The organism is Enterobacter cloacae complex sp. IR5459 (assembly GCF_049238005.1).
In the GTDB taxonomy this organism is placed as follows: Bacteria; Pseudomonadota; Gammaproteobacteria; order Enterobacterales; family Enterobacteriaceae; genus Enterobacter; species Enterobacter hormaechei_C.
This window is the reverse complement of the sequence record NZ_JBMKIG010000004.1, coordinates 327674-352877: the sequence shown is the minus strand read 5'-3', so window position 1 is coordinate 352877 and position 25204 is coordinate 327674. Positions and strand designations below refer to the sequence as shown.

Below are 25204 nucleotides of genomic sequence, written 5' to 3'. Positions count from 1 at the left end.
TTCAGGCAACCTGATTCCGAAATGTGCGAAATGCGCCTCTTTTATCAGCAACGCGGTTTAGCGATAAATTTGTTATGCTGGCAAGCCAGTTGAAAATGAAAATAAAACAGTGCAATAAAAGGCAATGACTATGGATATTATCTTCTTTCACCCCACTTTTGATACGGCTTACTGGATTAACGCGCTTACGGCGGCACTGCCTGGCGCACGCGTTCGCGAATGGAAACAGGGCGATAATGAACATGCCGACTACGCGCTGGTCTGGCATCCCCCGGTCGAAATGCTTCAGGGACGCCGTTTGAAGGCGGTATTTGCTCTTGGTGCGGGGGTGGATTCCATTCTCAGTAAGCTGAAGGCACACCCTGAAATGCTGCCGGAAGATATTCCCCTGTTTCGTCTGGAAGATACCGGTATGGGGCAGCAGATGCAGGAATATGCCGTGAGCCAGGTGCTGCACTGGTTCCGCCGTTTCGACGATTATCAGGCGTTTAAACAGCAATCCCACTGGGAACCGCTTCCGGATTATCAGCGTGAAGATTTCACCATCGGCATCCTCGGCGCGGGTGTACTGGGTTCGAAAGTCGCCGAAGCGCTCGCACCGTGGGGCTTCCCACTGCGCTGCTGGAGCCGGAGCCGTAAGGAGTATCCGGGCGTCGAGAGCTTTGCCGGAACGGACGAACTCCCGGCGTTCCTGAAAGGGACTCGCGTCCTCATTAACCTGCTGCCGAATACGGCGGAAACGGTCGGCATTATCAATGGCACGCTCCTCAACCAGTTGGCAGAAGACAGCTACTTAATGAACCTGGCGCGCGGGGTACACGTTGTGGAAGACGATCTGCTGAAAGCGCTGGATAGCGGTAAACTGAAAGGCGCAATGCTGGATGTGTATAGCCGCGAACCGCTGCCAAAAGACAGCCCGCTCTGGGCACATCCGCGCGTGGCGATGACGCCCCATATTGCGGCCGTGACGCGACCGGCGGAGGCCGTGGCGTACATCTCGCATACCATCAGCGAAATAGAGAAGGGCAACGCGGTGTCCGGACAGGTCGACAGACAGCGAGGCTACTGAGAGAAACCCGGCGTTCGCCGGGTTTTTGCTAATATTCGCCGCTGATAACTGCTATCCTTTGGAAAAACCGCAGAGGAGAGAAAGATGTATCCCGTTGACCTGCATATGCACACCGTCGCCAGTACCCACGCTTACAGTAACCTCCATGATTATATCGCTCAGGCGAAGCTGAAAGGCATCAAACTGTTTGCGATAACCGATCACGGTCCGGATATGGCGGATGCGCCGCACTACTGGCATTTTGTGAATATGCGTATCTGGCCACGCCTGGTGGACGGTATTGGGATACTGCGCGGCATCGAAGCGAACATCAAAAATACCGACGGTGAAATTGACTGCACCGGCCCGATGCTGACCTCTTTAGATCTGATCCTCGCTGGCTTCCATGAGCCGGTCTTTGCGCCCCAGGATAAAGAGACCAACACCGCAGCGATGATTGCCACTATTGCCAGCGGCAACGTGCACATTATCAGCCACCCGGGAAATCCGAAATACCCGATTGATATTCAGGCCGTGGCGCAGGCGGCAGCGAAGCACCGCGTGGCGCTGGAGATTAACAACTCCTCCTTTGTTCACTCGCGTAAGGGCAGTGAAGCCAACTGCCGCGAAGTGGCGGCGGCCGTGCGTGACGCGGGCGGCATGGTGGCGCTGGGCTCTGATTCACACACGGCCTTCACGCTGGGGGATTTCAGCGAGTGCCTGAAAATATTGCGGGACGTGAATTTCCCGGAAGAACAGATCCTGAACGTCACGCCGCGTCGTATGCTCGACTTCCTTGAGTCGCGCGGCATGGCGCCGATTGATGAATTTGCCGATCTTTAATTAATAACGGAATAAAAACATGAATGAGTTTTCCATCCTTTGCCGCGTGCTGGGCACCTTATATTACCGCCAGCCGCAGGATCCGCTGCTGGTTCCGCTGTTTACCCTGATTCGTGAAGGTAAACTGGCGCAGAGCTGGCCGCTGGAACAGGATGAATTGCTGGAACGCTTGCAAAAAAGCTGCGATATGCAGCAGATTTCAACGGATTACAACGCGCTGTTTGTGGGGGAAGAGTGTCGCGTGTCGCCGTATCGTTCTGCCTGGCAGGAAGGTGCGACCGAAGCGGAAGTTCGGGCGTTTCTTTCAGAACGCGGCATGCCGCTGACGGATATGCCTGCCGATCATATCGGTACCCTGCTGCTGGCGGCCTCCTGGATTGAAGATAATGCAGGTGATGATGAGAACGAGGCGATTGAGACCCTGTTCGAAACGTATCTGCTGCCGTGGGTTGGCACCTTCCTGGGTAAAGTGGAAGCCCACGCCACTTCGCCATTCTGGAGAACGCTGGCTCCGCTGACGCGTGACGCTATCGCTGCTATGTGGGACGAGCTGGAAGAAGAGAACGAAGAGTGACTTGAATCACAAAAATCCTGCAACGATACATTTCAACTTGCACGTAATGTGCTTCTGATCTCATTTCTATGGTGCGCATCTGCTAAGATGCGCACCATGAACATATTACTTTGTATTGCAATCACGACTGGCATCCTCTCCGGCCTCTGGAGTTGGGTGGCTGTTTCTCTCGGCTTGTTGAGCTGGGCTGGTTTTCTTGGCTGCACGGCCTATTTCGCCTGCCCGCAGGGTGGTCTCAAGGGGCTCTTTATTTCAGGCTGCACGTTACTGAGTGGCGTGGTCTGGGCGCTGGTCATTATGAAAGGCAGCGCGCTGGCGCCGCATCTTGAAATCCTGGGGTACGCCATGACCGGCATTGTGGCCTTCCTGATGTGCGTTCAGGCAAAACATCTGCTGTTGTCCTTTGTGCCCGGCACATTCATGGGTGCCTGCGCGACCTTTGCAGGGCAGGGGGACTGGAAGCTGGTGGTCCCTTCGCTCATGCTGGGGTTACTGTTTGGCTACGCCATGAAGAACAGCGGCCTTTGGCTTGCGGCCCGACGCGAGAAGAGCCAGAGCGTTCCTGCGGTAAGTAAATAAAAAAAGGCGAGACGGAATTCTCGCCTTTTTTTTGCGCCGCTGATTATGACTCTGGCGGCACCGACATCTCACGATATTTCACCAGCACCGCATTACTCACGTCACTTTTATTCTGAAGATCCCACAAGCCGCGATCGATACCGTCATTAATCAGGAAAATCACGCCGGTTTCGATGGCCGACATCAGACACAGCATGACCGGCTCGTTAGAGGTATAGCCAATTTCACCCTCCAGCAGACGCTGGTAATCGATAAAGCGGAATACCCCGGCCTGCACTTCATAAGAGAGAATCGTTTTGCTGGTGGTCACCGAGGATAATATCTCACCCGTGCTCACGTTAACCACGCGCAGGTTGACGGCAATCTGGTCCAGCTGATACTGCGTGTCGGCCCCGATGCCAAAGTAACGCGCACCCGCGCCACCCGATTTCACGTTACTTTCGTAGCCGATAATCGAGCCTTCCACCATGATATTGGCTGCGGTGAGAGACTGTAGCGGCATGCGGTTATTGACGCCAACGGTACCATTCTCCTGCGCGGCACGAATGATTTTTCGTTCGTTAAGCAGGTTTTGCAGCCCCTGACGTTCCAGCGGGATAAACCAGCGAGAATCTTTCAGGGCGGTAACCAGCATCGCGGTGGCGCTCTGCGGTACGGCTGTCGAGAAGTTACTGGCCGGATACGGTTTGAACTGACCCGTCTCATCCTGAATGTTATACACCGAGACGAATATCTTTCCGGTTGGGACCGGCAGATGCGTCAGATCCCGATAGCTCTGGGCACGAGGCATCAGGGTGGGTTTAGCGGCTTCTTTTGGCGGGGCAGTTAAACAACCGCTTAATAAGCACACTGCAACTAAAATAAAAAAGCGCTGCATAATAATTGTCCTTATTTCGGGGTTGTTTAGAAATCAGTTGAACTGGTCTGCAAACCGGAAACCTGGATTGTCGACGTTTTACCGGTTTTTCGGTCTGTCACATTTAACTGAAGCTGCCCGTCTTTATTGGCAATATCGACGATAAAGTCGTTAGTGACCATCCGGCCGGGTTTTCCGGTATTAATGTTAGTTAATAAGCCACCTAATATTTGCGACTGGATGGCCTGAGTAAAATTATCCAGGGCTGACGGGGTCTCGATACCGAAATCATCGTCATAGCTGGGGTCTTTATAGGAGTTTTGAGCCTGAGCCTGGTTAAGCATAAAGGCTCCGTTATTCGGGTTGCCGCCAAAATTAGGGTTGCGGAACTGGAATGTCATATTTCCGGCCCAGCTCAACGGCGCAATGAGCATTAACGAAATCACTGTGTGTGCGAGACGCATTACAGCCTCCGAAATAGGTATCGTTGTTAGAACTCATCTTTTGCTAAATCGCCTGTGCTCAAAAGGGCTTTGTCTAACTGTAGGCGGTTAATAGCTTCTTCTGTTTGTGCCAGCGCGAAAGCGACGTTCTGATCGAAGTCTCTTTTCGTTGGGAATAAAAAAGTCTGGTAAATAACGTCCTGATTAGCGGTTATTGTGATCCAGCTTCCCCACCGCGCACTGGGCCGTTCGTTGATGGTTAAGTTACCCGGATAATCGCTTTCCCACTTATCGCTGAAGGCACGATAAAAATCGTGTCCGACAGAGGTGACGGTGTGGTCGGTTAACAGTCCGGGAACTTCTACCTCAACAGCCTGAAGGTTTCCGGCAGCAAGCATAATGCCTGCGGCGGCAATCCAACTTAAGGTGCGTTTCATGCTATTAACGCCTGAGGTTATCGTTTGCCCACGACACCGCCTGCGTGCGATTTTTAACAGCTATCTTTTTGAAAAGATTATAAAGATGCGTCTTAACCGTATTTTCGCTGATAAATAACGAACGGGCGATTTCAATATTTGAAGCACCAATACGCAGTTTGTTCAGGATCTCTTTCTCACGGTGCGTCAGAAGGGCCGATTCCGAACTGTTATAGCGATAATTTCCGGAGTGGGTAATGAGGTAGCTGGCCAGTTTCTGCGAGAAATAACATTCCCCCCGCAATATGCCCTGCAAACCCTCCACGACACGGTTTTCTTCTTCAGTGACGTAAAACACGCCGTTAATATGCGGCCAGCTCTCAATTTCGCGGAAAGGATACTCATCAGGCGTATTTAATAACAATACGCGGATATTATTGTTTTTCCTGCTTAAATTATCTTGCCAGTAATGAATGAGTTTTTTATCCGCTTCCATCATATCGAGAAGAATGATGCTGCCAGAAGCGATATCATCAAAAGAACGTTGAATATTATGCAGTTTCCCGTTAAGAGACAGGCATTGCTTTAAATGCTGCAATAACGCTGTCGCTTGTAAGGAAGGTTTTGTGATCAACAATAATGTATGACCGGGTAAGCTATGGACTTCATTAAACATGATGAAACCCCACGTTATTTATGACACCCGGCAGTTGCCCTCGTATTATTGAAAAGGGCACCAGAGGTACTGACAGGTGTGGCACTGCTGTGTGTAGTTAAAAAACCTTCCTCCAAAGGAGGCGGTAAAATTAAAAACAAATAACGTACTGCTGTTTTCAATCTAGCTATTGCAAACTTTAAAGCAAGTGTTAATCGTGTAACAGAATGTAAAATTCGATATTAATTTGTGTATATTGCAGGGCTAATAGATTTTAAGATAAGGGGAAAGTTGTACATGTGTATAAACGTGCACAGATTTTAAAAACCATAAAGTATATTATAATGGGTTGAATTATTTGGCTTTGTATTATTCTAAGCCAGCCGGTAAAAAGTATGAACTCTGCTAAAAACATAAGACTTCCCTAAGCCAGAATTTTTTCTTAAGAAAACTTGCTTCGTGTCATTCGCGTGGCAAAGGGCATTGTCTTTTTTGTCTGAAGAAGCCGGTGCAGGTTGGACAGTCTGTCTCGCTGTTGTACAAGCGCAGGAAGACATTTTTGGTTTCTGCTTTAGGCGTGTATCCCGTCGTTTCAGGCGAGATTTACGACTTTGAGGTGAAGGAGAATATAAAAATAAGGCGCACGGGTGAGATATTAAACATGTTTCGGCAGACATACTCTTTTCCGTAACGCGGCGTTAACAAAACGAATCGCGTTAACGGAGCAAGAGATACTTTTTTATAGCCAGGTCCAGGGTGACAGCATGAAAAACAAAACGTTGTTTATGATGTTTACATTACTGGGTGCGCCTGGGTTTGTAATCGCAGGTGATTCAGATTTAGCCAGTTCTGAATATAATTTTGCGATAAATGAATTAAGTAAAGCTTCATACAATCAGGCAGCCATTATTGGTCAACAGGGTTCAGGAAATAATTCTGATGTACGCCAGGACGGTTCTAAATTGCTGTCCGTTATTTCTCAGGAGGGCGGGAATAACCGCGCGAATGTTGATCAGTCAGGGACGTATAACCTTGCTTATATCGATCAGACCGGCAACGGCAACGATGCGAGTATTAAGCAGGGCGCTTTTGGCAACACCGCCATGATTATCCAGAAAGGCTCGGGTAACAGGGCGAATATAACGCAGTATGGTACGCAGAAAACAGCAGTTGTAGTACAGAGACAGTCGCAAATGGCTATTCGCGTTATTCAACGTTAGCGATGTGTGACGCCTTAATCAATCCGATGGGGGTTTACCATGAAACTTTTCAAAGTGGCAGTTATTGCAGCAATCGTAGTTTCTGGCAGTGCTTTCGCAGGTGCGGTACCACAATTTGGCGGCGGCCACGGTGGTGGCTGGGGTGGCGGCAATAACGGCCCTGACTCAACCCTGAGCATTTACCAGTACGGCGGCGGTAACTCCGCGCTTGCTTTGCAGACGGACGCGCGAGATTCTGAATTGACCATTACCCAGCATGGTGGTGGTAACGGCGCAGATGTTGGCCAGGGCTCTGATGACAGTTCTATCGATCTGCTGCAAAAAGGCTTTGGTAACAGCGCCACCATCGACCAATGGAATAGCAAAGACTCTGTTATCAACGTGAAACAGTTCGGCGGCGGCAACGGCGCGGCGGTAGACCAGACAGCGTCCGGCTCAACGGTGACTGTGCACCAGGTTGGCTTTGGCAACAACGCGACCGCACACCAGTACTGATTCATTTCTGTACCAAAAAACAGGGCATGCGCCCTGTTTTTTTTCGGGAGGATCTCATGAGCACCTTCATTCTCCTTGCCGCGCTTGTCAGCCAGATAACGTTCAGCACCTCACAGCAGGCAAATATGACAACCATTATTCCTCAGGTCACGCTGGCAGACGCCTGCGAATGTCAGGTTGAGGTGTTATCTGTCCGACAGGGGCAGGGGGGACAAAGTACATCGCGGCAGAAAAATACTCTTTTTATACCCGCTAATCAGCCGATTGATTTAACGCGAATCAGTTTAAATATTCGCTCAGGGGATGCGGTAAAAATAATCGTCACCGTTTCCGATGGAAAATCGCTTCATTTATCACAGCAGTGGAACGCACCGGTAAGTACGCTTTAATAATTCATGAAATCAATGATTTAATAAAGTGGCGGCGCTGCACAGGTAAGCTATGCTGATATCAAGAACCCAGTCATCGGGTTGCTTAAATTGATACGTCATAACGGAGCGTTTTTACCCCTCAAGGACGAATTTCATTGAGGAGTACAAATAATGTTCAAATCCGCAGCGTGTATTATTTCTGGTCTGGGACTGATCCTGTCCTCTTTTTTTTCTCCGGCTTATTCAGCAACTATAGAAAATGGTGGGGTGATTCATTTTCGTGGCGCGGTGGTCGCTGACCCGTGCGAAGTCACGCCCCGGCAACAGCAGTTTGCGATCTCCTGTCCGGAAAATAACCGTATGAAAACGCATACCATCAGTTATGACGAGGCGCTCCGGGGCCATCATCCTCATTCAGCTCTGGCCGCTGTCAGCATGAAATACCTGAATGAACAGAAAACGCTTGCGGTCGTTCAGGTGGATTACCGCTAACCGACGTTTTTTTCGCGGCAGTTTTTCTCCTCCTCCCTCTGCGATACACTGATGAAAAAGGCGGGTTGCAGAGGGTGTTTATGAGACCGCAAATCGACGTTATTCATGGCGATATCACGACGGTGCACGTTGACGTGATCGTCAACGCAGCCAATTCCTCCCTGATGGGGGGTGGCGGGGTGGACGGTGCCATTCACCGGGCCGCAGGCCCTCAGCTCCTTGAAGCATGCAAAACCGTGCGTCAGCAGCAGGGAGAGTGCCCGCCGGGGCATGCTGTAATTACGCTTGCGGGCGATCTCCCGGCCAAAGCGGTGATCCATACCGTTGGACCCGTCTGGCACGGTGGCGACCGCCATGAGGCTGAGATTCTGGAGCAGGCGTATCGTAACTGCCTGCGGCTTGCGGCGGATAACGGGTATAAGACCATGGCGTTCCCCGCCATTAGCACCGGGGTGTTCGGTTATCCAAAGGAAGCAGCAGCTACGATCGCCGTGAATACCGTTTATCACTACCTTTCCCTCAAACCCATGCCGGAAAAAGTCATTTTTGTCTGTTTCGATGAGCACACCGCCGACCTGTATCAGCGGATTTTGACCGCGCGCAGCCAGGCATTTTGATGTCTGAAGTGCAAAAACGGCGCCCTGGAGGCGCCGTTTTGTTATCCCGCTTTAACCTGAGGTTTGCCTGAGAACAGGAAACGCAAAAGCGGGATCCGCAGGTGGATTTCATACAACACGATCGCAATGCCAACCACAAAGACCAGGCCGGTGAAGAAGCCCAGCGCATTCGAGGCGATATGCGGCGTAATGTACGCCCCGAAAAACAGCGTCAGCGGATGGTGAACCAGGTAGATAAACAGCGAAGCATTAACGAAATAGGTGACGCGACTGGATTTAAAATTCAGCAGACGATGGCCAAGGGCGAACACCACGTTCACCATCCACAGGCCCATCAGCATCGTTATCACGCTCTCTGTCTCATACATCCACGCGTCCCCGCTGCCATAGCGCTGATTGAGAAGATAGGCGGCAAAGGCCAGCGCAGCACCCACCGCACACCAGGGGGAGGGGGTGGTAAACAGCGCTTTAAGCCGGGGATGAATAAATGCCAGCGCCCCAATCAGGAAGAAGGGAATGTAGAACAGGGTCTGCATCACCACGAAATTAAACAGCCCATCGCTCAGAATGGGAGGGTAGACAATGAGCAGGGTACGCCTGACGGCGGCATACGCGACCCCCAGCGCAAGAAACAGCAGCGACAGCTTGCCCAGGGTGATGTTGGCGAAGAAGGTCGAGGATGCGGTGCTCGCGCGCTGACGCAGCTGGCTGAAGATCAGCAAACTCACCGTGGTTAGCACCACCAGTACCAGCAGGAACCAGAGGTGGGAAATAAGCTCCCAGACCAGGGTGTTGTATTTCTCATAGAAGGAGAGATTCGGCCAGTTTTCCGCCTTGCCTTTAACATGCTGCAACATGATGAACTGCGGCAGCGTCAGCAGCGGAATGGCCGTCAACATCGGTATGCCCACGCGCTCCACGCGCACTTTCCACCATCGCTTGAGGGGATAGCGCAAGAAGAGCATGTAAGAGAAATAACCGGAAATAACAAAAAACACCTGCATGCGGAAGGCATGGATAAAATCATTAAACAGCGTCAGCCACCAGGAGGGCATCTGGCTGTTCACGTGCCAGGTGTGGCTGGAATAGATCAGTGAAATATGAAAAGGGATCCCCAATAGCATGAGCCATGCGCGGATCGAGTCGAGGAAATATTCACGTTGTACAGGGGTTGTGCTCATATAACTTTGCGCATTCTCAGACTTTTCGCCTTATCCCTAAGGCTCATAATGGTTACATTCGGAGCCAACCCTACACCAAGACCGACACCCTGTCTCCAGGATAAGCACGCAAAGTGAAAAGCGGGTTCTTTCATTTGCTTAATCCATGAGCCAGCGAGCTGAACAAAGCAGTGATAATGTTGTCGGATTGCCTGAGTTTCCATTAAAATGGATCGGATCGATATAAGCACACAAAGGGGGAAGTGCTTACTTATTATGAAACATAAACCACAAATGATGAAAATGCGTTGGTTGGGTGTAGCAGTGCTGTTGTCACTGTATACCTCATCTGCACTGGCCTTTAACATCGATGATGTCGCAAAACAGGCAAAATCGATGGCGGGCAAGAGCTACGAAGCGCCAAAAAGTAACCTGCCCTCCGTTTTCCGCGACATGAAATACGCGGACTATCAGCAGATCCAGTTCAATCACGATAAAGCGTACTGGAACAATATTAAAACCCCGTTCAAGCTTGAATTTTACCACCAGGGTATGTACTTCGACACGCCAGTTGCCATCAATGAAGTGACGGCGACCGCGGTACGCAAAATCAAGTACAGCCCGGATTACTTCAATTTTGGCGATGTGCAACACGATAAAGACACGGTGAAAGACCTCGGCTTCGCAGGCTTCAAGGTGCTTTATCCGATTAACAGCAAAGATAAAAACGATGAAATCGTCAGCATGCTTGGCGCCAGCTACTTCCGTGTGATTGGCGCGGGGCAGGTGTACGGGCTTTCTGCGCGCGGTCTGGCAATTGATACCGCGCTGCCATCAGGTGAAGAATTTCCACGTTTTCGCGAGTTCTGGATCGAACGTCCAAAACCAACCGACAAACGTCTGACAATTTATGCGCTGCTGGACTCCCCTCGTGCGACCGGCGCTTATCGCTTCGTGATCATGCCAGGGCGTGACACGGTGGTTGACGTGCAGTCTAAAGTTTACCTGCGCGATAAAGTGGGCAAACTGGGCGTCGCACCGCTGACCAGTATGTTCCTGTTTGGGCCGAACCAGCCATCTCCGGCGACCAATTTCCGTCCTGAACTGCATGATTCCAATGGCCTCTCCATCCATGCCGGTAACGGCGAGTGGATCTGGCGTCCGCTGAACAACCCGAAACACCTCGCGGTCAGCAGCTTTGCGATGGAAAACCCGCAGGGCTTTGGTCTGCTGCAACGTGGCCGTCAGTTCTCCCGCTTTGAAGATCTGGATGACCGCTACGATCTGCGCCCAAGCGCCTGGGTTACGCCGAAAGGCGACTGGGGTAAAGGTAAGGTTGAGCTGGTTGAAATTCCAACCAACGATGAAACCAACGATAACATCGTGGCGTACTGGACACCGGATCAGCTGCCTGAAGCCGGTAAAGAGATGAACTTCAAGTATGCGATTACCTTCAGCCGTGACGAAGACAAGCTGCACGCACCGGATAATGCGTATGTGATGCAGACGCGTCGTTCAACGGGTGATGTGAAGCAGTCCAACCTGATTCGTCAGCCGGATGGCACGCTGGCATTTATCGTGGACTTCGCCGGGCAGGATATGAAAAAACTGGCGCCGGATACTGCCGTGACGGCACAGGCCAGCATTGGCGATAACGGTGAAATCGTTGAAAACGCCGTGCGGTACAACCCGGTCACCAAAGGGTGGCGTTTGACCCTGCGCGTGAAGGTGAAGGATCCGAAACAGACCACTGAAATGCGCGCCGCGCTGGTCAGTAACGATAAGCCGCTGAGTGAAACCTGGAGCTATCAGCTACCTGCCAATGAATAATACATCTGAATATATTGATGCCATGCCGCTGACGGACATTGAAAAAGCGGCGCTCCCTGCGAGCGACATCCGCGCGGTTCACACCGCGCTGGATGGTGAACATCGTCATTTTTCCCGTGATGATGATACGCCGCTGGGGTCAGTGAAGGCACGTCTGGAGCAGGCATGGCCGGACTCGCTGGCAGAAGGGCAGTTAATCAAGGATGACGAAGGGCGTGACCAGCTACAGGCGATGCCGAAGGCCACGCGTTCCTCCATGTTCCCCGATCCGTGGCGCACCAACCCGGTGGGCCGCTTCTGGGATCGTCTGCGTGGGCGTGACGTGACACCGCGCTATCTGTCACGTCTGACCAAAGAACAGCAGGCCTCCGAGCAGAAATGGCGTACCGTAGGAACGATTCGTCGTTACATTCTGCTGCTGCTGACGCTGGCGCAGACGGTTGTCGCCACCTGGTACATGAAAACCATTCTGCCGTACCAGGGCTGGGCGTTGATTAACCCTGCTGACATGATTGGCCAGGATATCTGGGTCTCCTTCATGCAGCTGCTGCCGTATATTTTACAGAGCGGCATTCTTCTGCTGTTCGCTGTGCTGTTCTGTTGGGTCTCCGCCGGGTTCTGGACGGCGCTGATGGGCTTCCTGCAACTGCTGATGGGGCGTGACAAATACAGCATTTCCGCGTCGACGGTCGGGGATGAACCCCTCAATCCTGAGCACCGTACCGCGCTGATCATGCCTATCTGTAACGAAGACGTTGACCGCGTATTCGCCGGGCTGCGTGCCACCTGGGAGTCCGTGAAGGCGACCGGTAACGCGGCGCATTTCGACGTCTATATCCTGAGCGACAGCTACAACCCGGATATTTGCGTGGCAGAGCAAAAAGCCTGGATGGAGCTGATTGCCGAGGTGCAGGGGGAAGGGCAGATCTTCTACCGCCGTCGTCGTCGTCGTGTTAAGCGTAAGAGCGGGAACATTGATGACTTCTGTCGTCGCTGGGGTAACCAGTACAGCTACATGGTGGTTCTGGATGCGGACTCCGTGATGAGCGGCGACTGCCTGAGCGGGCTGGTCCGTCTGATGGAAGCCAACCCGAACGCGGGTATTATTCAGTCCTCGCCAAAAGCGTCAGGTATGGACACGCTGTATGCGCGCTGCCAGCAGTTTGCGACCCGCGTCTACGGGCCGCTGTTTACTGCCGGTCTGCACTTCTGGCAGCTGGGTGAATCTCACTACTGGGGCCACAACGCCATTATCCGCGTGAAGCCATTCATCGAGCACTGTGCCCTGGCGCCGCTGCCGGGTGAAGGGTCGTTTGCCGGGTCCATTCTGTCGCATGACTTTGTGGAAGCTGCTCTGATGCGTCGTGCAGGGTGGGGCGTCTGGATTGCCTACGATCTGCCTGGCTCGTATGAAGAGCTGCCGCCGAACCTGCTGGATGAGCTCAAACGCGACCGCCGCTGGTGTCACGGTAACCTGATGAACTTCCGCCTGTTCCTGGTGAAAGGGATGCACCCTGTTCACCGTGCGGTGTTCCTGACGGGCGTTATGTCCTATCTGTCTGCGCCGCTGTGGTTTATGTTCCTGGCACTCTCGACCGCGTTGCAGGTTGTGCATGCTCTGACGGAGCCGCAATACTTCCTGCAACCGCGCCAGCTGTTCCCGGTGTGGCCGCAGTGGCGTCCGGAGCTGGCGATTGCGCTGTTCGCGTCGACCATGGTGCTGCTGTTCCTGCCTAAGCTGCTCAGTATCATTCTGATCTGGTGCAAAGGTTCGAAGGAGTACGGTGGTTTCTGCCGCGTGACCCTTTCACTGCTGCTGGAAGTGCTGTTCTCGGTCCTGCTGGCGCCGGTGCGTATGCTGTTCCATACGGTGTTTGTGGTGAGCGCGTTCCTGGGATGGGAAGTGGTGTGGAATTCACCGCAGCGTGACGATGACTCTACGCCGTGGAGTGAGGCCTTTATGCGCCACGGCTCTCAGCTGCTGCTGGGCCTGGTGTGGGCCGTTGGTATGGCCTGGCTGGATCTGCGTTTCCTGTTCTGGCTGGCGCCAATCGTCTTCTCGCTGATCCTGTCGCCGTTTGTGTCGGTGATCTCCAGCCGTTCCACGGTTGGCCTGCGTACCAAACGCTGGAAGCTGTTCCTGATCCCGGAAGAGTATTCTCCGCCGCAGGTGCTGGTGGATACCGATACCTATCTGGAGCAGAACCGCAAACGCACGCTGGATGATGGCTTTATGCACGCCGTGTTTAACCCGTCATTCAACGCGCTGGCAACCGCGATGGCGACGGCGCGTCACCGCGCCAGCCAGGTGCTGGAGATCGCCCGCGATCGCCACGTTGAGCAGGCGCTGAACGAGACGCCAGAAAAGCTTAACCGCGACCGTCGTCTGGTGCTGTTGAGCGATCCGGTGACGATGGCACGGCTTCACTACCGCGTGTGGTCCGCGCCGGAGAGATACTCTTCGTGGGTGAACTACTATAAGGACGTTAAGCTGAATCCGCAGGCACTGAAGGCGAAGTAAGTTGTTAAGTAGGGCGGGTAAGCGAAGCGCCACCCGCCAAATGAAATACCGGCTTAATCGCCGGTATTTTTTTAGAGGTCAGACATGAAAGTAATCATTGTCGTCATGATGGCATGCCTGCTCAGCGGCTGCGGCAGCATTATCAGCCGCACCATCCCCGGGCAGGGCCACGGGAATCAATACTACCCCGGCGTACAGTGGGACGTTCGCGATTCCGCATGGCGCTATCTCACCGTGATCGATCTGCCGTTTTCGCTGATTTTCGACACGCTACTGCTGCCCATCGATGCCAGCCACGGCCCTTACGAGTAACGGGAGCTCATCGCTCGTCCCATTCGTCCGCTGCGGCCTGACCCTCTTCGGTATCCAGCGGCGGTTCGAGCTGAAACTCGCCTTCGTCCCATTCGTGCAGCGTATTTTCTTCCAGCCACTCCTGACGTAACTCAATTTCGTCATAGTCGCCGTCGAATACCGCCTGTGCACCTTCACCACTCAGTATCGGCAGACATTCACCATCTTCACCTTCATCAGCAAAGAATTCGGCCTGCCACATAATATCGCCGTCCTGTAGGACGTATTTTTGGATATTGAGTTGTTGCACGTCAGCATCTTCTTCCTCAATGCCGGGATTATCGGCGAGGAACTCTTCGCGAGCGGCATCAATTGCTTCTTCCAGCGTGGCGTACATGGTCATTGGTGTCTCCCTGTTTTTCGTGAAGGTATTCAGGGAAAGAATAGCTGATTATGTGATTTTGCAAGTATGAATGCGAAAATTAGCCGTCACGATGTTGTCTTATTCGCCCCGGGCGTAGCGCCCGGGATAAGCTGAGCCACGAATAAACGGCGTTGAACAGCACGACGCCTGCCGTCACGATAAAGACCGCCCGGAAACCGAAACTGGCTGAAATCCCCGCACCGACCAGCGGCCCGGTGACGTTACCCAGATCGCGAAACGACTGGTTATAGCTGAAAATACGACCGGCTATCTGGTTGGTGGAATTATAGACCAGCAGCGTCTGCACGGCCGGGAGCAGTGCGCCATCGGCAGCCCCCAGCAGGAAGCGCAGGACGCCGAGCTGCCAGGGAGACTGCACCATCGCCATGGGGATCAGCAGCAGGACGGAGACGATCAGGGCGCAGATCAGGATCTTTTCCGGGCCGATACGGTCTCCCAGCTTGCCGAGCCGCGGCGCGCTCAGTAGCGCCGCCACACCGGGAACAGAGGCGATCAGGCCGCTGATAAAGGCGATATTGCTGACGTTTCCCGCCAGATCGCGGACATAGAGCGTCAGAATAGGCGCGATTGAACCGGTGGCCACCTGGATAATCATGGTAGTCACAAACAGACTCAGCACCAGCTTTGGGTTTTTCAGCGAGGCCAGCACATCCCGGGCGTGCAGCATCTCTTTTTTGGCTACCGGCGTGAAATTCTCCCGGATACAGATAAGCGTCACCAGGAAGCAGAGGAACAGCACGCTGGCGGTAATGAAGAATACCGGCCGCAGTCCGTAGTGGTCGGCCAGCAGCCCGCCCGCCAGCGGGCCCAGCAGTGCGCCACTTACGCCGCCAGTGGAGAGCGTGCCCAACGCCCAGCCGCTTTTCTGGCGCGGGATTTGGGTGGCGATCAGGGCGTTGGCGTTAGGGATAAATCCCCCGAGCAGACCCAGGAGTGCGCGTAATATCAGGAACTGCCAGACGTTCTGCGCCATCCCCATCAGCAGCATAATGATCGCCATGCCGAGCGCGGAGCGCAGCAGCATAATTTTGCGGCCTTTGCGATCCGCCAGCCCACCCCAGAAAGGCGACGCAATGGCGGAGAACAGGAACGTAATGCTGAACACCAGGCCGGACCACATATTCAGGGCGCTATGTCCGGTGACGCCGAGCTGCTCAACGTAGAGGGGCAGGAAAGGCATCACCAGGCTAAAGGCGGCGCCAGTAAGAAAACAACCCAGCCACGCAACCGTCAGGTTACGTTTCCAGTTTATGGGAGCATCTGTGGGGGACATAACTATCCGCATAATGAGGTGCAGGGCACCGTGACCAGTGAGGTAATAAGCCTGCTAATTATGCGCCCGGGGTATGATTGCCGCAATGACGGGGAGCTTTTAAAGCTAAAACAACATGCGGCCCGGAAGGCCGCATGCAGATTAATACCGGGAAGGGACGCCCTGAGGCCGGGTTTTAAAGCGGCGATGCAGCCACATGTACTGCTCCGGGGCGAGCATAATGCATTTCTCGACAACGCCGTTCATCCAGCGGGCGGTGGTTTCCGCATCAATCAGCGGTGGCGCGAGCTCCGGCTCCAGCATGATGAGCTGATAGCCTGAACCGTCTGGTTTACGGCGCGGTACAAACGGCACGATAGCCGCTTTGGACATTCGCGCCAGCATCCAGGTCCCGGTGGTCGTCGCTGCATCTTCCACCGCAAAGAACGGAACAAACACGCTGGATTGCGGGCCATAGTCATGATCCGGGGCGTACCAGACCACTTCACCTGATTTCAGGGCGCGGATCATCCCTTTCAGGTCTTTTCGGTCGATCATGCTTTTATTGGAGCGCATACGTCCGTTGGTCTGGATCAAATCGATCACCGGATTATCGTTAGGACGATAAACGCCAATACCGGGCGCCTGCATGCCGAACATGCGTGCGCCAATTTCGAGCGTCAGAAAATGAACGCCAATCAGCAGGACGCCAGTCTGGTTGGCCTGAAGAGTATGCACTGGCTCCATGCCGGTCCCAGCCACTTCCGTCCAGCGCGCCATGCGCTTATCCGACCAGAACCAGGCCATACCGGTCTCCATCAGCCCCATGCCGACAGATTCGAAGTTTTTAACCACCATGTCGTGGCGCTCAGATTCACTCATCTGAGGAAAGCAAAGCTCAAGGTTGCGATACGCGATCCTGGCGCGACGCTTCATAAACTGCTGAGCAATGCGACCCAGCCCTTTACCCATGCGGAAAATGACGGGATAAGGCAGCTGTACAATTAGCCACAACAAGCCAATGCCTGACCATGTTAACCAATAGCGGGGATGCAAAAGCGCGGCAGTAAATTTCGGTAACTGGGTCATGTCTGTCCTGTGTTCTAACGTCCTGAAAGGCTATTGTCTCATTTTTTAAGGCATAGCCAAAATGTCTGTCATCGAAACATGAAAGAATATGCAAATGTTAAGTCTGATTAATCAGATTGACTGAAATGTAGCGTAAATTGTGTGGATGTAAATTGTCTTTGTTTGCTATATCATGCCGACCGATTTTTATTTCTCAACGATTGCAGGACTTGTACACCATGCCAGTGTTACACAACCGCGTTTCGAATGAGATGTTGAAAGCGCGTATGTTGGCCGAAACCGAACCGCGCACAACGATCTCTTTCTATAAGTATTTCACCATCGACGATCCACAGGCGACCCGCGATGCGCTTTACCAGGCTTTCACCGCCCTGAACGTGTTTGGTCGCGTCTATCTGGCGCGTGAGGGGATTAACGCGCAGATCAGCGTGCCGGAAAGCAAGGTCAGCGCCTTCCGCGATCTCCTTTACGGGTTTGATCCGGCGCTTAACGGCTTACGCCTGAATATTGCGCTGGATGATGACGGTAAATCATTCTGGGTGCTGCGCATGAAGGTGCGCGAGCGTATTGTGGCGGATGGCATTGACGATCCGAGCTTCAATGCTGCTAATGTGGGGGAATACCTGAAGGCCGCTGAAGTGAACGCGATGCTCGACGATCCGGATGCGGTGTTCATCGATATGCGTAACCACTACGAATATGAAGTGGGGCACTTCGAAAATGCGATGGAAATTCCTGCCGACACCTTCCGCGAGCAACTGCCGAAAGCGGTTGAGATGATGCAGGAGCATAAAGACAAAAAGATCGTGATGTACTGTACCGGGGGGATCCGCTGTGAAAAAGCCAGCGCCTGGATGAAGCACAACGGGTTTAATAAAGTCTGGCACATTGAGGGTGGGATTATCGAGTATGCCCGCCGCGCCCGTGAGCAGGGTTTACCGGTGCGTTTTATCGGTAAGAACTTTGTGTTTGATGAGCGTATGGGCGAGCGAATTTCAGAGGACGTGATCGCGCACTGTCACCAGTGCGGAACACCGTGCGATACGCATACCAACTGCAAAAACGACGGGTGTCATCTGCTGTTTATTCAGTGCCCTGCATGCGCCGAGAAGTTTAATGGCTGCTGTAGCGAGCTGTGCAGCGAAGAGAGTATGTTGCCTGAAGAAGAGCAACGTCGTCGCCGTGCCGGACGCGAGAACGGGAATAAGATCTTTAATAAATCCCGGGGCCGACTGAATACCAAACTGGGTATTCCGGACCCGGAGTAAAACACTGCCCGGCGGCTCACAAGCCTGCCGGGCCTGTTTTATGACTTCTGCTGAACGCCTTCCACCGAAATAATCAGCTCTACATCCTGCGATGCCGGGCCTAAATCCGTGGTGATATTAAAATCTTTCAGATGAATTTTGCCTGCGGCTTCAAAGCCAGCACGTTTTCCGCCCCATGGATCGTCACCCTGTCCAATTAATTTGGCATCCAGTGTGACAGGTTTTGTTACGCCGTTCAGCGTGAGATTACCGGTAATAGCGAGTTTATCACCGTCTTTCTTCACCTCTGTCGACGCGAAAGTAGCTTGCGGGAATTTGCCCACGTTCAGGAATTCAGCGCTGCGCAGATGTTTATCACGCTCGGCGTGATTAGTGTCGACGCTGTTGGTATTAATGGTGACGTTCACTTTATCGGCAGCAGGGTTTTTCTCGTCGAAAGTAAATGTGCCATCGAAATCATTGAACGTGCCATATAACCAGCTGTAACCCAGATGCTGAATACGGAAATTGACGAAGGCATGCTGGCCCTCTTTATCAATTTTATAGTCGGCGGCCAGGGCCGAACCGGTAGTAAATAACAGCGAACCTAATGCGATACCCAACAGGCGTTTTTTCATTTTATGCTCCAGAGTCAACTGACGAACGGCCAAGCATGCGCTTCAGCGTATCGTCTTTATCAATAAAGTGGTGTTTCAGGGCCGCAAGGCCATGCAGGACAGACAGGATCACTACGCTCCATGCCAGCCACAAATGAACCACACCTGCGGTGTCAGCCTGTGAACCGGCGTCAGCCAGCGTGGCTGGGACATCAAAAAGCCCAAATACGCTGATCGGTTTGCCGTCTGCGGTCGAAATGAGATAGCCGCTGATCAGAATGGCGAACAGCAGGGCATAGAGTGCGATATGCGCGCCAACAGCGCTTATGCGGGTAAGTCGGCCATGGCTTTTGGGCGCAGGAGGGGGCGGAGAGATATGTCGCCAGATCACGCGAAAAACCAGACCCATCATCAGCAGAACCCCAATGCTTTTGTGCAATTCGGGGGCCTGATGATACCAACCGTCATAATAGCTTAATGTCACCATCCAGAGGCCGAGACCAAACATGGCATAGACGGCAATTGCAAATAGCCAGTGTAAACACATGGATATTATTCCGTAGCGACGGGAGGAGTTACGCCATTGCATATGAATTTCCGTTCTCAAATGACTGAGCAATAAAAATGGACGGGTTAAATAAATAATGCAACTGAAAAAAATGAATAATGTATTTTATTTAATTTATTTCAGCGAATTTGAATGTGTTTCCGCAATGTATTTCAATCGCTTCGTTCAATAAATTTGAGGCGACGTTTTTTAAAAATATAAGTTAAATAAATTTAAAGGAGTGTCAATAAACGTCAGCGAGAACGTTCAGAAGAATACAATATAGATAACGTCAATGATCGCCAGTAGCGACCAAAGAACAATGTAGAGCATGAAATGCTCGCGGATGTTATTGATAAGGTAATTCACCAGTCTGCGCATCATGCCCCTCTCGCTAAACAGGCCCCGGTTACTCGGAGCCTGAAGAGGTATTATCGATCAAAGCGCGAGAGCGCGAAGGGCTTGAGATCAAACGAAGGCGCTTTCCCCTGAGCAAACTGGGCGGCGATTTCACCTAACACAGAGGCAAATTTAAACCCGTGACCGCTGAGCCCGGTTACGAGCAGGGTGTTGTCGTGCCCCGGCAGGGTGTCGATGATAAAGTCTTCATCCGGGGTGTTGTCGTAGGTGCACGCTGCGCCGTAAAGCAACCCGCCTACGCCCGGCAGGATATTACGCAGGAACGTGAAGGCTTCGGAACCATCCTGCGGATAAGCTCCGTACGGTTTGCGTTCTTCCGCAGAGGAAATTACCTGCCCGCCGTTATGTTTGCCAATCTTGAGCGCGTCTTTTTCCGAGGGGAAACCGTAGAACTGGTCGCCATTGGGTAACTCGCCTGTAAACGCCGGGAATTTGTTCTGGCTGCTGTAACGCCCGTCAGACTGGAACCAGGAGAAGACTTTTCGCACCGGCTGGATGGGCAGGTCCGGCAGCAGTTTCGTCACCCACGTTCCCGTACTCACCAGCAGACGCGTGGCGGTATATTCACCTTCAGAGGTGGTGACGGTTGAACCCTCTGCATGGTGGGTGATGCCCGTGACCGGACAGTTGAACAACTGCGCGCAGCCCGCTTTGGCGGCGAGATCAATCCAGGTCTTAATGGCCGTTTCGCTGTGCAGTACGCCAGAGTTGGCTTCAAACAACCCAATGTAGTCTTCAGGGACAGAAATTTCCGGCCAGCGCGCCATGATGCCGTTCGCATCCAGACGCTCGACGTCCAGGCGGTAGGCTTTCGCGCTCTCCTCGACGGTCGCCAGAAACGTGGAGCTTGCTGGCCCCAGGTTAACGACCCCGGTGCGCTCAAAAATGCGTTCTTCGGTGAGGGCGGCCAGCTCATCCCACAGCGTCTGAGCCCGAAGCACCAGCGGTACATAGCGCTCACCTTCGCCATAAGCGTGACGGATCAGACGGGTATCGCCGTGATGGCTTCCTTCAGAGTGGGGAGGACGATGGGCGTCAATCATCAGCACATTCAGACCCGCCTGCGTGGCGTAATAACCGGCGGCAGATCCTACGGAGCCGCTTCCGATAATGATCAAATCGTATTTCATAGGCTTCTCTTTACTAACGCTTTGTTAGCAGAGTAATTAACTATGTAGGCTTATACAAGAACGAAATAAATAAGGCACCGCGAGGGTGCCTGTTGAGTGAAGAGGCGTAAGATTAATGCCGTTTATACTCATTTTCCTGGTAGTCGCCAGATTCTATTTTTGCGATGCCTGCTTCCAAAATAGAGATAAACTGACGGGCGACGTCTGTTGTAAGCCACAGCGTCTGTCCAACTTCCGCTTCATCACGGTTTAGCTGATTTGGGGTCTGGTAGTGCAAACGCAGCATCAGCGCATCGTAGCTGTCTACGGTGCTGATATCCCAGCCAACAAGCGGATGGGTCTGGATCACTTCACTATTCTTTTCCATTATAACCCCCTTAATGCGTGTTAGAAGACAACGACTTTGAGGTTCAATGCATGTTTTTCTGAAAGCAATTTCAGTATATCAATTAATAAGGGTTCAGCAGGAAAAAATAAACGGGTAGCAACACATTTTTCTGCTTTTTAGGATTGTTCGAACAATAAAACGCCATCTTGTTCACGATTTTCTAAGAAGATGCTGAAATATTTTGAACTTTCAGGAGACGAAACGAAAAAAAGCCGGGGCGACCCGGCAAAAAACACAATGAGGGAGCAAATTTTAATCAGTGATGAACCAGTCGTCGGCGCTTTCCCATGTTTCCTGCAAAATTTCGCTGATGCGTTCTTTGTCTTCTTTCGCACCGCCGATGACGGAAAGATGGTTTGCTGTCGCATAACGTACCGTTACGGCGCCATCGTTTTCAGGAAAAGTGCTGTTAATACGTCGGGATAGTTCACCCGCCAGAGCGTCGAGTGCGCCAGCAGGCAGGACGGTGGATTTGGCAATGGTGACTTCAATACGCATAAATGCCCCCTGTGTAATATACTGTTTATTTATACAGTTATATTGTCGGTTTGACAACAGGGGGCGACAGTTTTTTAGCGTTTTACCGTCCAGTTTACGGTTTCACCGGCCAGGAAGGGGATCAGCGTATCGTCGGTGAGCGCAATCGACGCTTCAACCTGGCTTTCTTTGCGCTCCAGCTCAATGAACGTGTCATTGATCGGCAGACCGTAGAAACGCGGGCCGTTAAGGGAGCAGAAGGCTTCGAAATGGTCTAACGCATTCATCTCTTCAAACACGGTTGCGTAACTTGCCAGGGCGGTCGGGGCGTTAAAGCAGCCTGCACAGCCGCAACTCGCCTCTTTACGGTGACGGGCATGCGGGGCGGAATCCGTGCCGAGGAACGCGCGCGGGAAGCCGCTGGCGACCAGCTCACGTAGCGCCTGCTGGTGGATGTTGCGCTTGAGGATCGGCAGACAATACAGATGTGGGCGAACGCCGCCCACCAGCATGTGGTTACGGTTAAACATCAGGTGCTGCGGGGTGATGGTGGCGGCAATCAGCTCGTTTCCATCCCGGACATACTCTGCGGCATCTTTAGTCGTAATGTGTTCAAACACCACTTTCAGCCCCGGAAGACGCTGGCGCAGCGGCTCCATGACCGTTTCGATAAAACGTGCTTCGCGATCGAAAATATCAATGTCAGCGTGGGTCACTTCCCCGTGCACCAGCAGCGGCATGCCCAGTTTTTGCATACGCTCCAGAACGGGCATGATGGCGTCGATACTGGTCACCCCATGGCTGGAGTTGGTGGTGGCATTCGCCGGGTAGAGCTTCGCGGCGGTGAACACACCTTCGTTAAACCCGCGCTCAACCTCATTGGGATCCAGCGAGTCCGTCAGGTAGCAGGTCATCAACGGGGTAAAATCGTGCCCGGCCGGAACGGCGTCAAGGATACGCTGGCGATAGGCAATCGCGGCCTCGACGGTAGTGACTGGCGGAACCAGGTTAGGCATAACAATCGCACGGCCATAAATTTCGCTGGTATACGGCACGACGGTTTTCAGCATGTCGCCATCACGAAGATGGATATGCCAGTCGTCTGGGCGGCGGATTTTGAGAACCTGGGATTGTACAGTCATGGAAGCTCCGGCTTGAAAGAGATCAGTCATAAGATGGCTGTTTTTGCCGGACACAAATCATAAGCGGAAACGTTTTCGTTTGCACACTATTCCGTTAAAAAAAACGGGCGCCTGAGCGCCCGGAGTATTTAGTCGGTGAAAGGGATGATGATTTCACCCGGTTTCACCTCTATCCCTTTGGCATATTTTTTCGCCAGAGATTCACCTTTGCTTTTGTCTTCGCTCAGAACATAGGCAGGCTGTTGGTTAAAGTAGTTCTGCAACGACTGGTTGAGATACGGCATCAGCGTTTGCAGCACCGGTTTCATTTTATCCGGCGTCACAACCGCATCGACGATTTCCATCTCTTGCAGGAAAATTGCCCCTTTCTCTTTATTAAAGACCGGCAGCGCCTTGAGCTTCAGCTTGATATCCGCTTTCTGATTGCCGAAGAGCGAGGTCATATCGAGGCTGGCATCGCCGGAAAGGGTGACTTTGTTAGGCTCCTCGCGACCAATCTGGCTGGCGAGATTCGTCAGGACGATATGCGCATCCGCAAGGCCGGGCACGCCGATATCTTTTGAAAAGTTATTATGTTTTTCCAGCGCCTGATTAATTTCCTGCTCACTGACGGTGTACTGCGTAAGCTGGTTACATCCCACCAGCAGACCACTGACAATTAACGCAGCGGCAATAACGATCTTTTTCATGGCGTTCCTCAACATAAAATCGGCGCATCTGTCCTGATACGCCAGTATGTCAGGGTGATCCTACAGAAACCAGCAGAAAAAACTGATAATGTAAGAGGTCAGGCGCCAGGCTCCAGCATCCCGCGGGTGCTGCGTTTATCACTGAACTGCCACCAGAGGGCAATCAGCGTCATAAAGCCGACCATGCCGAGCATGACCCACGGCAGCTCCGGCTGATGGAGCGCTTTTCCGGCATCAAACAGCCAGCCGCCACCGGTGTAACCCAGCGCGCCGCCAAGCGCCAGCCCGAGACGGCTGAAGCCCATGTAGCTGCCCCGGGCCCGGGCGTCGGCAAGTGACGCGCTCAGCGTTTCACGGGCTGGCTCGGCAATGATTGAGCCAATATAGAAGGTGCAGATCAGCATAAACAGTTGCTGAAGCGAACTTACCAGACCGATGGGCATCATGCTCAGCGTCATCAGCAACAGCCCGGCCATCAGACGGTGCTCAAGCCGGAAACGGCGCTCGCTCCAGCGGGCAATTGGATAGAGCAGAGTCAGTGAGAGGCAGGCCTCAATGGCATACATCCATTTCACCGCTGCCGGCGTGCCGGCAATATCGTTAACCATAATGGGCAGCATCAGCATGACCTGCACGGCGAGCATGTAGTAGCCGGTCAGGGTTAACACATAGGTGACGAAGCGTTTATCGCTTAGCACACGGTCAAGCCCTTCCCGCACAGGCGCTTTCACCGTCGACAGCTTCCATGCGGGCAGAAACAGACCGTTAAACAGCGCGCAGAGAATAAACAACACCGCGCCGGTGGCGCAAACCAGGCGGAAATCGTATTGCAGCAGCCAGCTTCCCAGCAGGGCGCCCACCACCGCGCCTGCGCTGTCCTGCATCATCAAAATCGAGAAGAAGCGCCCCCGATGTTGCGGACGGATAAGCTTAACCACCAGCGCGGTACGCGGTGGGTCGAAAAGGGTGCCGCCAATCCCGGAAAGGAAACAGGAGAACCACAGCAGCCAGGGTTCATGAGCGATTGCCATGGTGGCGAATCCCGCCGCACGTAACAGCATGCCGGTGACGATCATCGGTTTCGCGCCGAAGCGGTCAGCTATTGCGCCGCCAAACACGCCCAGACCCTGTTGTACAAACTGGCGTAGACCCAGCGCGATCCCGACCATCAATGCCGCCCAGCCCATTTGATCGACAAAACGAATTGATATAAGCGGAAAAACGACAAAAAAGCCGAGCACGACCAGCATGTTATCGACGAGCAGGAAATATTTACCCAGGCTCCTGGCCTGTGATACGCGGGACATTTTCCCTCCAGGGAAAATAAAAGGTGAGCACGCTAACATTCTG

The 25204-nt window shown here is 52.9% G+C and carries 30 protein-coding genes; 13 read left to right on the top strand and 17 right to left on the bottom strand.

The window, feature by feature from the left end:
• The first annotated feature begins 130 nt into the window (after window positions 1-130).
• From ghrA to ACOTX4_RS11180, 4 genes are all read left to right on the top strand, one after another.
• Complete coding sequence (gene ghrA / locus ACOTX4_RS11195) at window positions 131-1069, top strand: glyoxylate/hydroxypyruvate reductase GhrA (RefSeq protein WP_045330534.1); 939 nt, start codon at window positions 131-133, stop codon at window positions 1067-1069.
• 84 nt (window positions 1070-1153) lie between these two features.
• Entirely contained in the window at window positions 1154-1891 is a 738-nt protein-coding gene (locus ACOTX4_RS11190; protein ID WP_003858061.1) for a phosphatase, read from the top strand.
• A gap of 19 nt (window positions 1892-1910) precedes the next feature.
• Entirely contained in the window at window positions 1911-2465 is a 555-nt protein-coding gene (locus ACOTX4_RS11185; protein WP_003858059.1) for a TorD/DmsD family molecular chaperone, read from the top strand.
• Between the two features lie 96 nt (window positions 2466-2561).
• Window positions 2562-3044: a DUF1097 domain-containing protein gene (locus ACOTX4_RS11180; RefSeq protein ID WP_057979956.1), complete on the top strand. Its 483-nt coding sequence runs from the start codon at window positions 2562-2564 to the stop codon at window positions 3042-3044.
• A gap of 43 nt (window positions 3045-3087) precedes the next feature.
• On the opposite strand, the gene csgG is transcribed toward ACOTX4_RS11180, so the two are convergent.
• Genes csgG through csgD form a run of 4 tightly spaced genes read right to left on the bottom strand, consistent with a single transcriptional unit; the run spans window position 3088 to window position 5435 of the window.
• Window positions 3088-3921 carry a curli production assembly/transport protein CsgG gene (gene csgG / locus ACOTX4_RS11175; protein ID WP_003858055.1) on the bottom strand — a complete coding sequence of 278 codons (834 nt, stop codon included), beginning with the start codon at window positions 3919-3921 and terminating at the stop codon, window positions 3088-3090.
• 26 nt (window positions 3922-3947) lie between these two features.
• Window positions 3948-4364, bottom strand: coding sequence for a curli production assembly/transport protein CsgF (gene csgF, locus ACOTX4_RS11170; protein ID WP_003858054.1), 417 nt, complete (start codon window positions 4362-4364; stop codon window positions 3948-3950).
• Window positions 4365-4390: 26 nt separating this feature from the next.
• Complete coding sequence (csgE, locus tag ACOTX4_RS11165; RefSeq protein WP_003858052.1) at window positions 4391-4780, bottom strand: curli production assembly/transport protein CsgE; 390 nt, start codon at window positions 4778-4780, stop codon at window positions 4391-4393.
• Window positions 4781-4784: 4 nt separating this feature from the next.
• Window positions 4785-5435 (bottom strand): biofilm master transcriptional regulator CsgD, encoded by a 651-nt coding sequence (gene csgD / locus ACOTX4_RS11160; protein WP_003858049.1) that lies wholly within the window; start codon window positions 5433-5435, stop codon window positions 4785-4787.
• Between the two features lie 743 nt (window positions 5436-6178).
• Between csgD and csgB the strand changes: the two genes are divergently transcribed.
• The 5 genes from csgB to ymdB all read left to right on the top strand — a co-directional run bounded on the left by csgB (window position 6179) and on the right by ymdB (window position 8609).
• Entirely contained in the window at window positions 6179-6634 is a 456-nt protein-coding gene (csgB, locus tag ACOTX4_RS11155) for a curli minor subunit CsgB (protein WP_003858046.1), read from the top strand.
• Between the two features lie 39 nt (window positions 6635-6673).
• The gene (gene csgA, locus ACOTX4_RS11150; protein ID WP_003858043.1) at window positions 6674-7129 is read left to right on the top strand and encodes a curli major subunit CsgA; all 456 of its coding nucleotides are present in this window, start codon (window positions 6674-6676) and stop codon (window positions 7127-7129) included.
• Window positions 7130-7185: 56 nt separating this feature from the next.
• Window positions 7186-7518, top strand: coding sequence for a curli assembly chaperone CsgC (csgC, locus tag ACOTX4_RS11145; protein ID WP_045330535.1), 333 nt, complete (start codon window positions 7186-7188; stop codon window positions 7516-7518).
• Between the two features lie 153 nt (window positions 7519-7671).
• Window positions 7672-7992, top strand: a complete 321-nt coding sequence (locus ACOTX4_RS11140) for a type 1 fimbrial protein (protein WP_045330536.1) — start codon at window positions 7672-7674, stop codon at window positions 7990-7992.
• A gap of 80 nt (window positions 7993-8072) precedes the next feature.
• A complete protein-coding gene (gene ymdB / locus ACOTX4_RS11135) occupies window positions 8073-8609 on the top strand; it encodes an O-acetyl-ADP-ribose deacetylase (RefSeq protein ID WP_022650775.1) in 537 nt (178 codons plus the stop codon).
• Window positions 8610-8650: 41 nt separating this feature from the next.
• On the opposite strand, the gene mdoC is transcribed toward ymdB, so the two are convergent.
• The gene (gene mdoC / locus ACOTX4_RS11130) at window positions 8651-9790 is read right to left on the bottom strand and encodes a glucans biosynthesis protein MdoC (protein ID WP_017384749.1); all 1140 of its coding nucleotides are present in this window, start codon (window positions 9788-9790) and stop codon (window positions 8651-8653) included.
• 255 nt (window positions 9791-10045) lie between these two features.
• Here mdoC and mdoG point away from each other — a divergent pair, with 255 nt between their 5' ends.
• The 3 genes from mdoG to ACOTX4_RS11115 all read left to right on the top strand — a co-directional run bounded on the left by mdoG (window position 10046) and on the right by ACOTX4_RS11115 (window position 14432).
• Window positions 10046-11599, top strand: coding sequence for a glucans biosynthesis protein MdoG (gene mdoG / locus ACOTX4_RS11125; protein WP_032608994.1), 1554 nt, complete (start codon window positions 10046-10048; stop codon window positions 11597-11599).
• Entirely contained in the window at window positions 11592-14120 is a 2529-nt protein-coding gene (mdoH, locus tag ACOTX4_RS11120) for a glucans biosynthesis glucosyltransferase MdoH (protein WP_032658009.1), read from the top strand. The genes mdoG and mdoH overlap by 8 nt, the downstream gene beginning before the upstream one ends.
• Before the next feature lie 84 nt (window positions 14121-14204).
• The gene (locus ACOTX4_RS11115) at window positions 14205-14432 is read left to right on the top strand and encodes a YceK/YidQ family lipoprotein (RefSeq protein WP_032658011.1); all 228 of its coding nucleotides are present in this window, start codon (window positions 14205-14207) and stop codon (window positions 14430-14432) included.
• A gap of 7 nt (window positions 14433-14439) precedes the next feature.
• On the opposite strand, the gene ACOTX4_RS11110 is transcribed toward ACOTX4_RS11115, so the two are convergent.
• The 3 genes from ACOTX4_RS11110 to ACOTX4_RS11100 all read right to left on the bottom strand — a co-directional run bounded on the left by ACOTX4_RS11110 (window position 14440) and on the right by ACOTX4_RS11100 (window position 17197).
• Window positions 14440-14814: a MysB family protein gene (locus ACOTX4_RS11110; RefSeq protein ID WP_003858026.1), complete on the bottom strand. Its 375-nt coding sequence runs from the start codon at window positions 14812-14814 to the stop codon at window positions 14440-14442.
• Between the two features lie 79 nt (window positions 14815-14893).
• Complete coding sequence (gene mdtG, locus ACOTX4_RS11105; protein ID WP_003858021.1) at window positions 14894-16129, bottom strand: multidrug efflux MFS transporter MdtG; 1236 nt, start codon at window positions 16127-16129, stop codon at window positions 14894-14896.
• A gap of 141 nt (window positions 16130-16270) precedes the next feature.
• Entirely contained in the window at window positions 16271-17197 is a 927-nt protein-coding gene (locus ACOTX4_RS11100) for a Kdo(2)-lipid IV(A) acyltransferase (RefSeq protein ID WP_003858019.1), read from the bottom strand.
• Between the two features lie 218 nt (window positions 17198-17415).
• On the opposite strand from ACOTX4_RS11100, the gene ACOTX4_RS11095 reads away from it, so the two are divergent.
• Window positions 17416-18465, top strand: coding sequence for a rhodanese-related sulfurtransferase (locus tag ACOTX4_RS11095; RefSeq protein WP_003858018.1), 1050 nt, complete (start codon window positions 17416-17418; stop codon window positions 18463-18465).
• A gap of 38 nt (window positions 18466-18503) precedes the next feature.
• Here ACOTX4_RS11095 and ACOTX4_RS11090 read toward each other — a convergent pair whose 3' ends face one another.
• The 9 genes from ACOTX4_RS11090 to mdtH all read right to left on the bottom strand — a co-directional run bounded on the left by ACOTX4_RS11090 (window position 18504) and on the right by mdtH (window position 25161).
• Window positions 18504-19082, bottom strand: a complete 579-nt coding sequence (locus tag ACOTX4_RS11090) for a YceI family protein (RefSeq protein WP_022650779.1) — start codon at window positions 19080-19082, stop codon at window positions 18504-18506.
• 1 nt (window position 19083) lies between these two features.
• On the bottom strand, window positions 19084-19650 hold the full coding sequence (locus tag ACOTX4_RS11085) for a cytochrome b (RefSeq protein WP_003858015.1): 567 nt from the start codon (window positions 19648-19650) through the stop codon (window positions 19084-19086).
• Window positions 19651-19875: 225 nt separating this feature from the next.
• A complete protein-coding gene (locus ACOTX4_RS11080) occupies window positions 19876-19989 on the bottom strand; it encodes a YceO family protein (protein ID WP_003858014.1) in 114 nt (37 codons plus the stop codon).
• Between the two features lie 50 nt (window positions 19990-20039).
• On the bottom strand, window positions 20040-21158 hold the full coding sequence (solA, locus tag ACOTX4_RS11075; RefSeq protein ID WP_045330537.1) for an N-methyl-L-tryptophan oxidase: 1119 nt from the start codon (window positions 21156-21158) through the stop codon (window positions 20040-20042).
• 112 nt (window positions 21159-21270) lie between these two features.
• Window positions 21271-21525, bottom strand: a complete 255-nt coding sequence (gene bssS, locus ACOTX4_RS11070; protein ID WP_003858012.1) for a biofilm formation regulator BssS — start codon at window positions 21523-21525, stop codon at window positions 21271-21273.
• Between the two features lie 273 nt (window positions 21526-21798).
• Window positions 21799-22044, bottom strand: coding sequence for a DNA damage-inducible protein I (dinI, locus tag ACOTX4_RS11065; protein WP_003858011.1), 246 nt, complete (start codon window positions 22042-22044; stop codon window positions 21799-21801).
• A gap of 74 nt (window positions 22045-22118) precedes the next feature.
• Window positions 22119-23165 carry a dihydroorotase gene (pyrC, locus tag ACOTX4_RS11060; RefSeq protein ID WP_023315804.1) on the bottom strand — a complete coding sequence of 349 codons (1047 nt, stop codon included), beginning with the start codon at window positions 23163-23165 and terminating at the stop codon, window positions 22119-22121.
• Between the two features lie 128 nt (window positions 23166-23293).
• Window positions 23294-23854, bottom strand: coding sequence for a lipoprotein (locus ACOTX4_RS11055; protein WP_023305855.1), 561 nt, complete (start codon window positions 23852-23854; stop codon window positions 23294-23296).
• A 98-nt stretch (window positions 23855-23952) separates the two neighbouring features.
• On the bottom strand, window positions 23953-25161 hold the full coding sequence (mdtH, locus tag ACOTX4_RS11050) for a multidrug efflux MFS transporter MdtH (protein WP_003858008.1): 1209 nt from the start codon (window positions 25159-25161) through the stop codon (window positions 23953-23955).
• Window positions 25162-25204 lie beyond the last annotated feature (43 nt).

Bases quoted from the DNA above. Each gene is read 5' to 3' on its own strand.
- mdoH (WP_032658009.1), top strand. From the start codon at position 11,592: ATGAATAATACATCTGAATATATTGATGCCATGCCGCTGACGGACATT.
- csgE (WP_003858052.1), bottom strand. From the start codon at position 4,780: ATGAAACGCACCTTAAGTTGGATTGCCGCCGCAGGCATTATGCTTGCT.
- csgD (WP_003858049.1), bottom strand. From the start codon at position 5,435: ATGTTTAATGAAGTCCATAGCTTACCCGGTCATACATTATTGTTGATC.
- mdtH (WP_003858008.1), bottom strand. From the start codon at position 25,161: ATGTCCCGCGTATCACAGGCCAGGAGCCTGGGTAAATATTTCCTGCTC.
- mdtG (WP_003858021.1), bottom strand. From the start codon at position 16,129: ATGTCCCCCACAGATGCTCCCATAAACTGGAAACGTAACCTGACGGTT.
- dinI (WP_003858011.1), bottom strand. From the start codon at position 22,044: ATGCGTATTGAAGTCACCATTGCCAAATCCACCGTCCTGCCTGCTGGC.
- csgF (WP_003858054.1), bottom strand. From the start codon at position 4,364: ATGCGTCTCGCACACACAGTGATTTCGTTAATGCTCATTGCGCCGTTG.
- mdoG (WP_032608994.1), top strand. From the start codon at position 10,046: ATGAAACATAAACCACAAATGATGAAAATGCGTTGGTTGGGTGTAGCA.
- csgB (WP_003858046.1), top strand. From the start codon at position 6,179: ATGAAAAACAAAACGTTGTTTATGATGTTTACATTACTGGGTGCGCCT.
- solA (WP_045330537.1), bottom strand. From the start codon at position 21,158: ATGAAATACGATTTGATCATTATCGGAAGCGGCTCCGTAGGATCTGCC.
- ACOTX4_RS11055 (WP_023305855.1), bottom strand. From the start codon at position 23,854: ATGAAAAAGATCGTTATTGCCGCTGCGTTAATTGTCAGTGGTCTGCTG.
- ACOTX4_RS11095 (WP_003858018.1), top strand. From the start codon at position 17,416: ATGCCAGTGTTACACAACCGCGTTTCGAATGAGATGTTGAAAGCGCGT.
- ACOTX4_RS11110 (WP_003858026.1), bottom strand. From the start codon at position 14,814: ATGACCATGTACGCCACGCTGGAAGAAGCAATTGATGCCGCTCGCGAA.
- ACOTX4_RS11140 (WP_045330536.1), top strand. From the start codon at position 7,672: ATGTTCAAATCCGCAGCGTGTATTATTTCTGGTCTGGGACTGATCCTG.
- mdoC (WP_017384749.1), bottom strand. From the start codon at position 9,790: ATGAGCACAACCCCTGTACAACGTGAATATTTCCTCGACTCGATCCGC.
- bssS (WP_003858012.1), bottom strand. From the start codon at position 21,525: ATGGAAAAGAATAGTGAAGTGATCCAGACCCATCCGCTTGTTGGCTGG.
- ACOTX4_RS11190 (WP_003858061.1), top strand. From the start codon at position 1,154: ATGTATCCCGTTGACCTGCATATGCACACCGTCGCCAGTACCCACGCT.
- ACOTX4_RS11080 (WP_003858014.1), bottom strand. From the start codon at position 19,989: ATGCGCAGACTGGTGAATTACCTTATCAATAACATCCGCGAGCATTTC.
- csgC (WP_045330535.1), top strand. From the start codon at position 7,186: ATGAGCACCTTCATTCTCCTTGCCGCGCTTGTCAGCCAGATAACGTTC.
- ACOTX4_RS11100 (WP_003858019.1), bottom strand. From the start codon at position 17,197: ATGACCCAGTTACCGAAATTTACTGCCGCGCTTTTGCATCCCCGCTAT.
- pyrC (WP_023315804.1), bottom strand. From the start codon at position 23,165: ATGACTGTACAATCCCAGGTTCTCAAAATCCGCCGCCCAGACGACTGG.
- ACOTX4_RS11085 (WP_003858015.1), bottom strand. From the start codon at position 19,650: ATGCAATGGCGTAACTCCTCCCGTCGCTACGGAATAATATCCATGTGT.
- ACOTX4_RS11180 (WP_057979956.1), top strand. From the start codon at position 2,562: ATGAACATATTACTTTGTATTGCAATCACGACTGGCATCCTCTCCGGC.
- ACOTX4_RS11185 (WP_003858059.1), top strand. From the start codon at position 1,911: ATGAATGAGTTTTCCATCCTTTGCCGCGTGCTGGGCACCTTATATTAC.
- csgA (WP_003858043.1), top strand. From the start codon at position 6,674: ATGAAACTTTTCAAAGTGGCAGTTATTGCAGCAATCGTAGTTTCTGGC.
- ghrA (WP_045330534.1), top strand. From the start codon at position 131: ATGGATATTATCTTCTTTCACCCCACTTTTGATACGGCTTACTGGATT.
- ACOTX4_RS11090 (WP_022650779.1), bottom strand. From the start codon at position 19,082: ATGAAAAAACGCCTGTTGGGTATCGCATTAGGTTCGCTGTTATTTACT.
- ACOTX4_RS11115 (WP_032658011.1), top strand. From the start codon at position 14,205: ATGAAAGTAATCATTGTCGTCATGATGGCATGCCTGCTCAGCGGCTGC.
- csgG (WP_003858055.1), bottom strand. From the start codon at position 3,921: ATGCAGCGCTTTTTTATTTTAGTTGCAGTGTGCTTATTAAGCGGTTGT.
- ymdB (WP_022650775.1), top strand. From the start codon at position 8,073: ATGAGACCGCAAATCGACGTTATTCATGGCGATATCACGACGGTGCAC.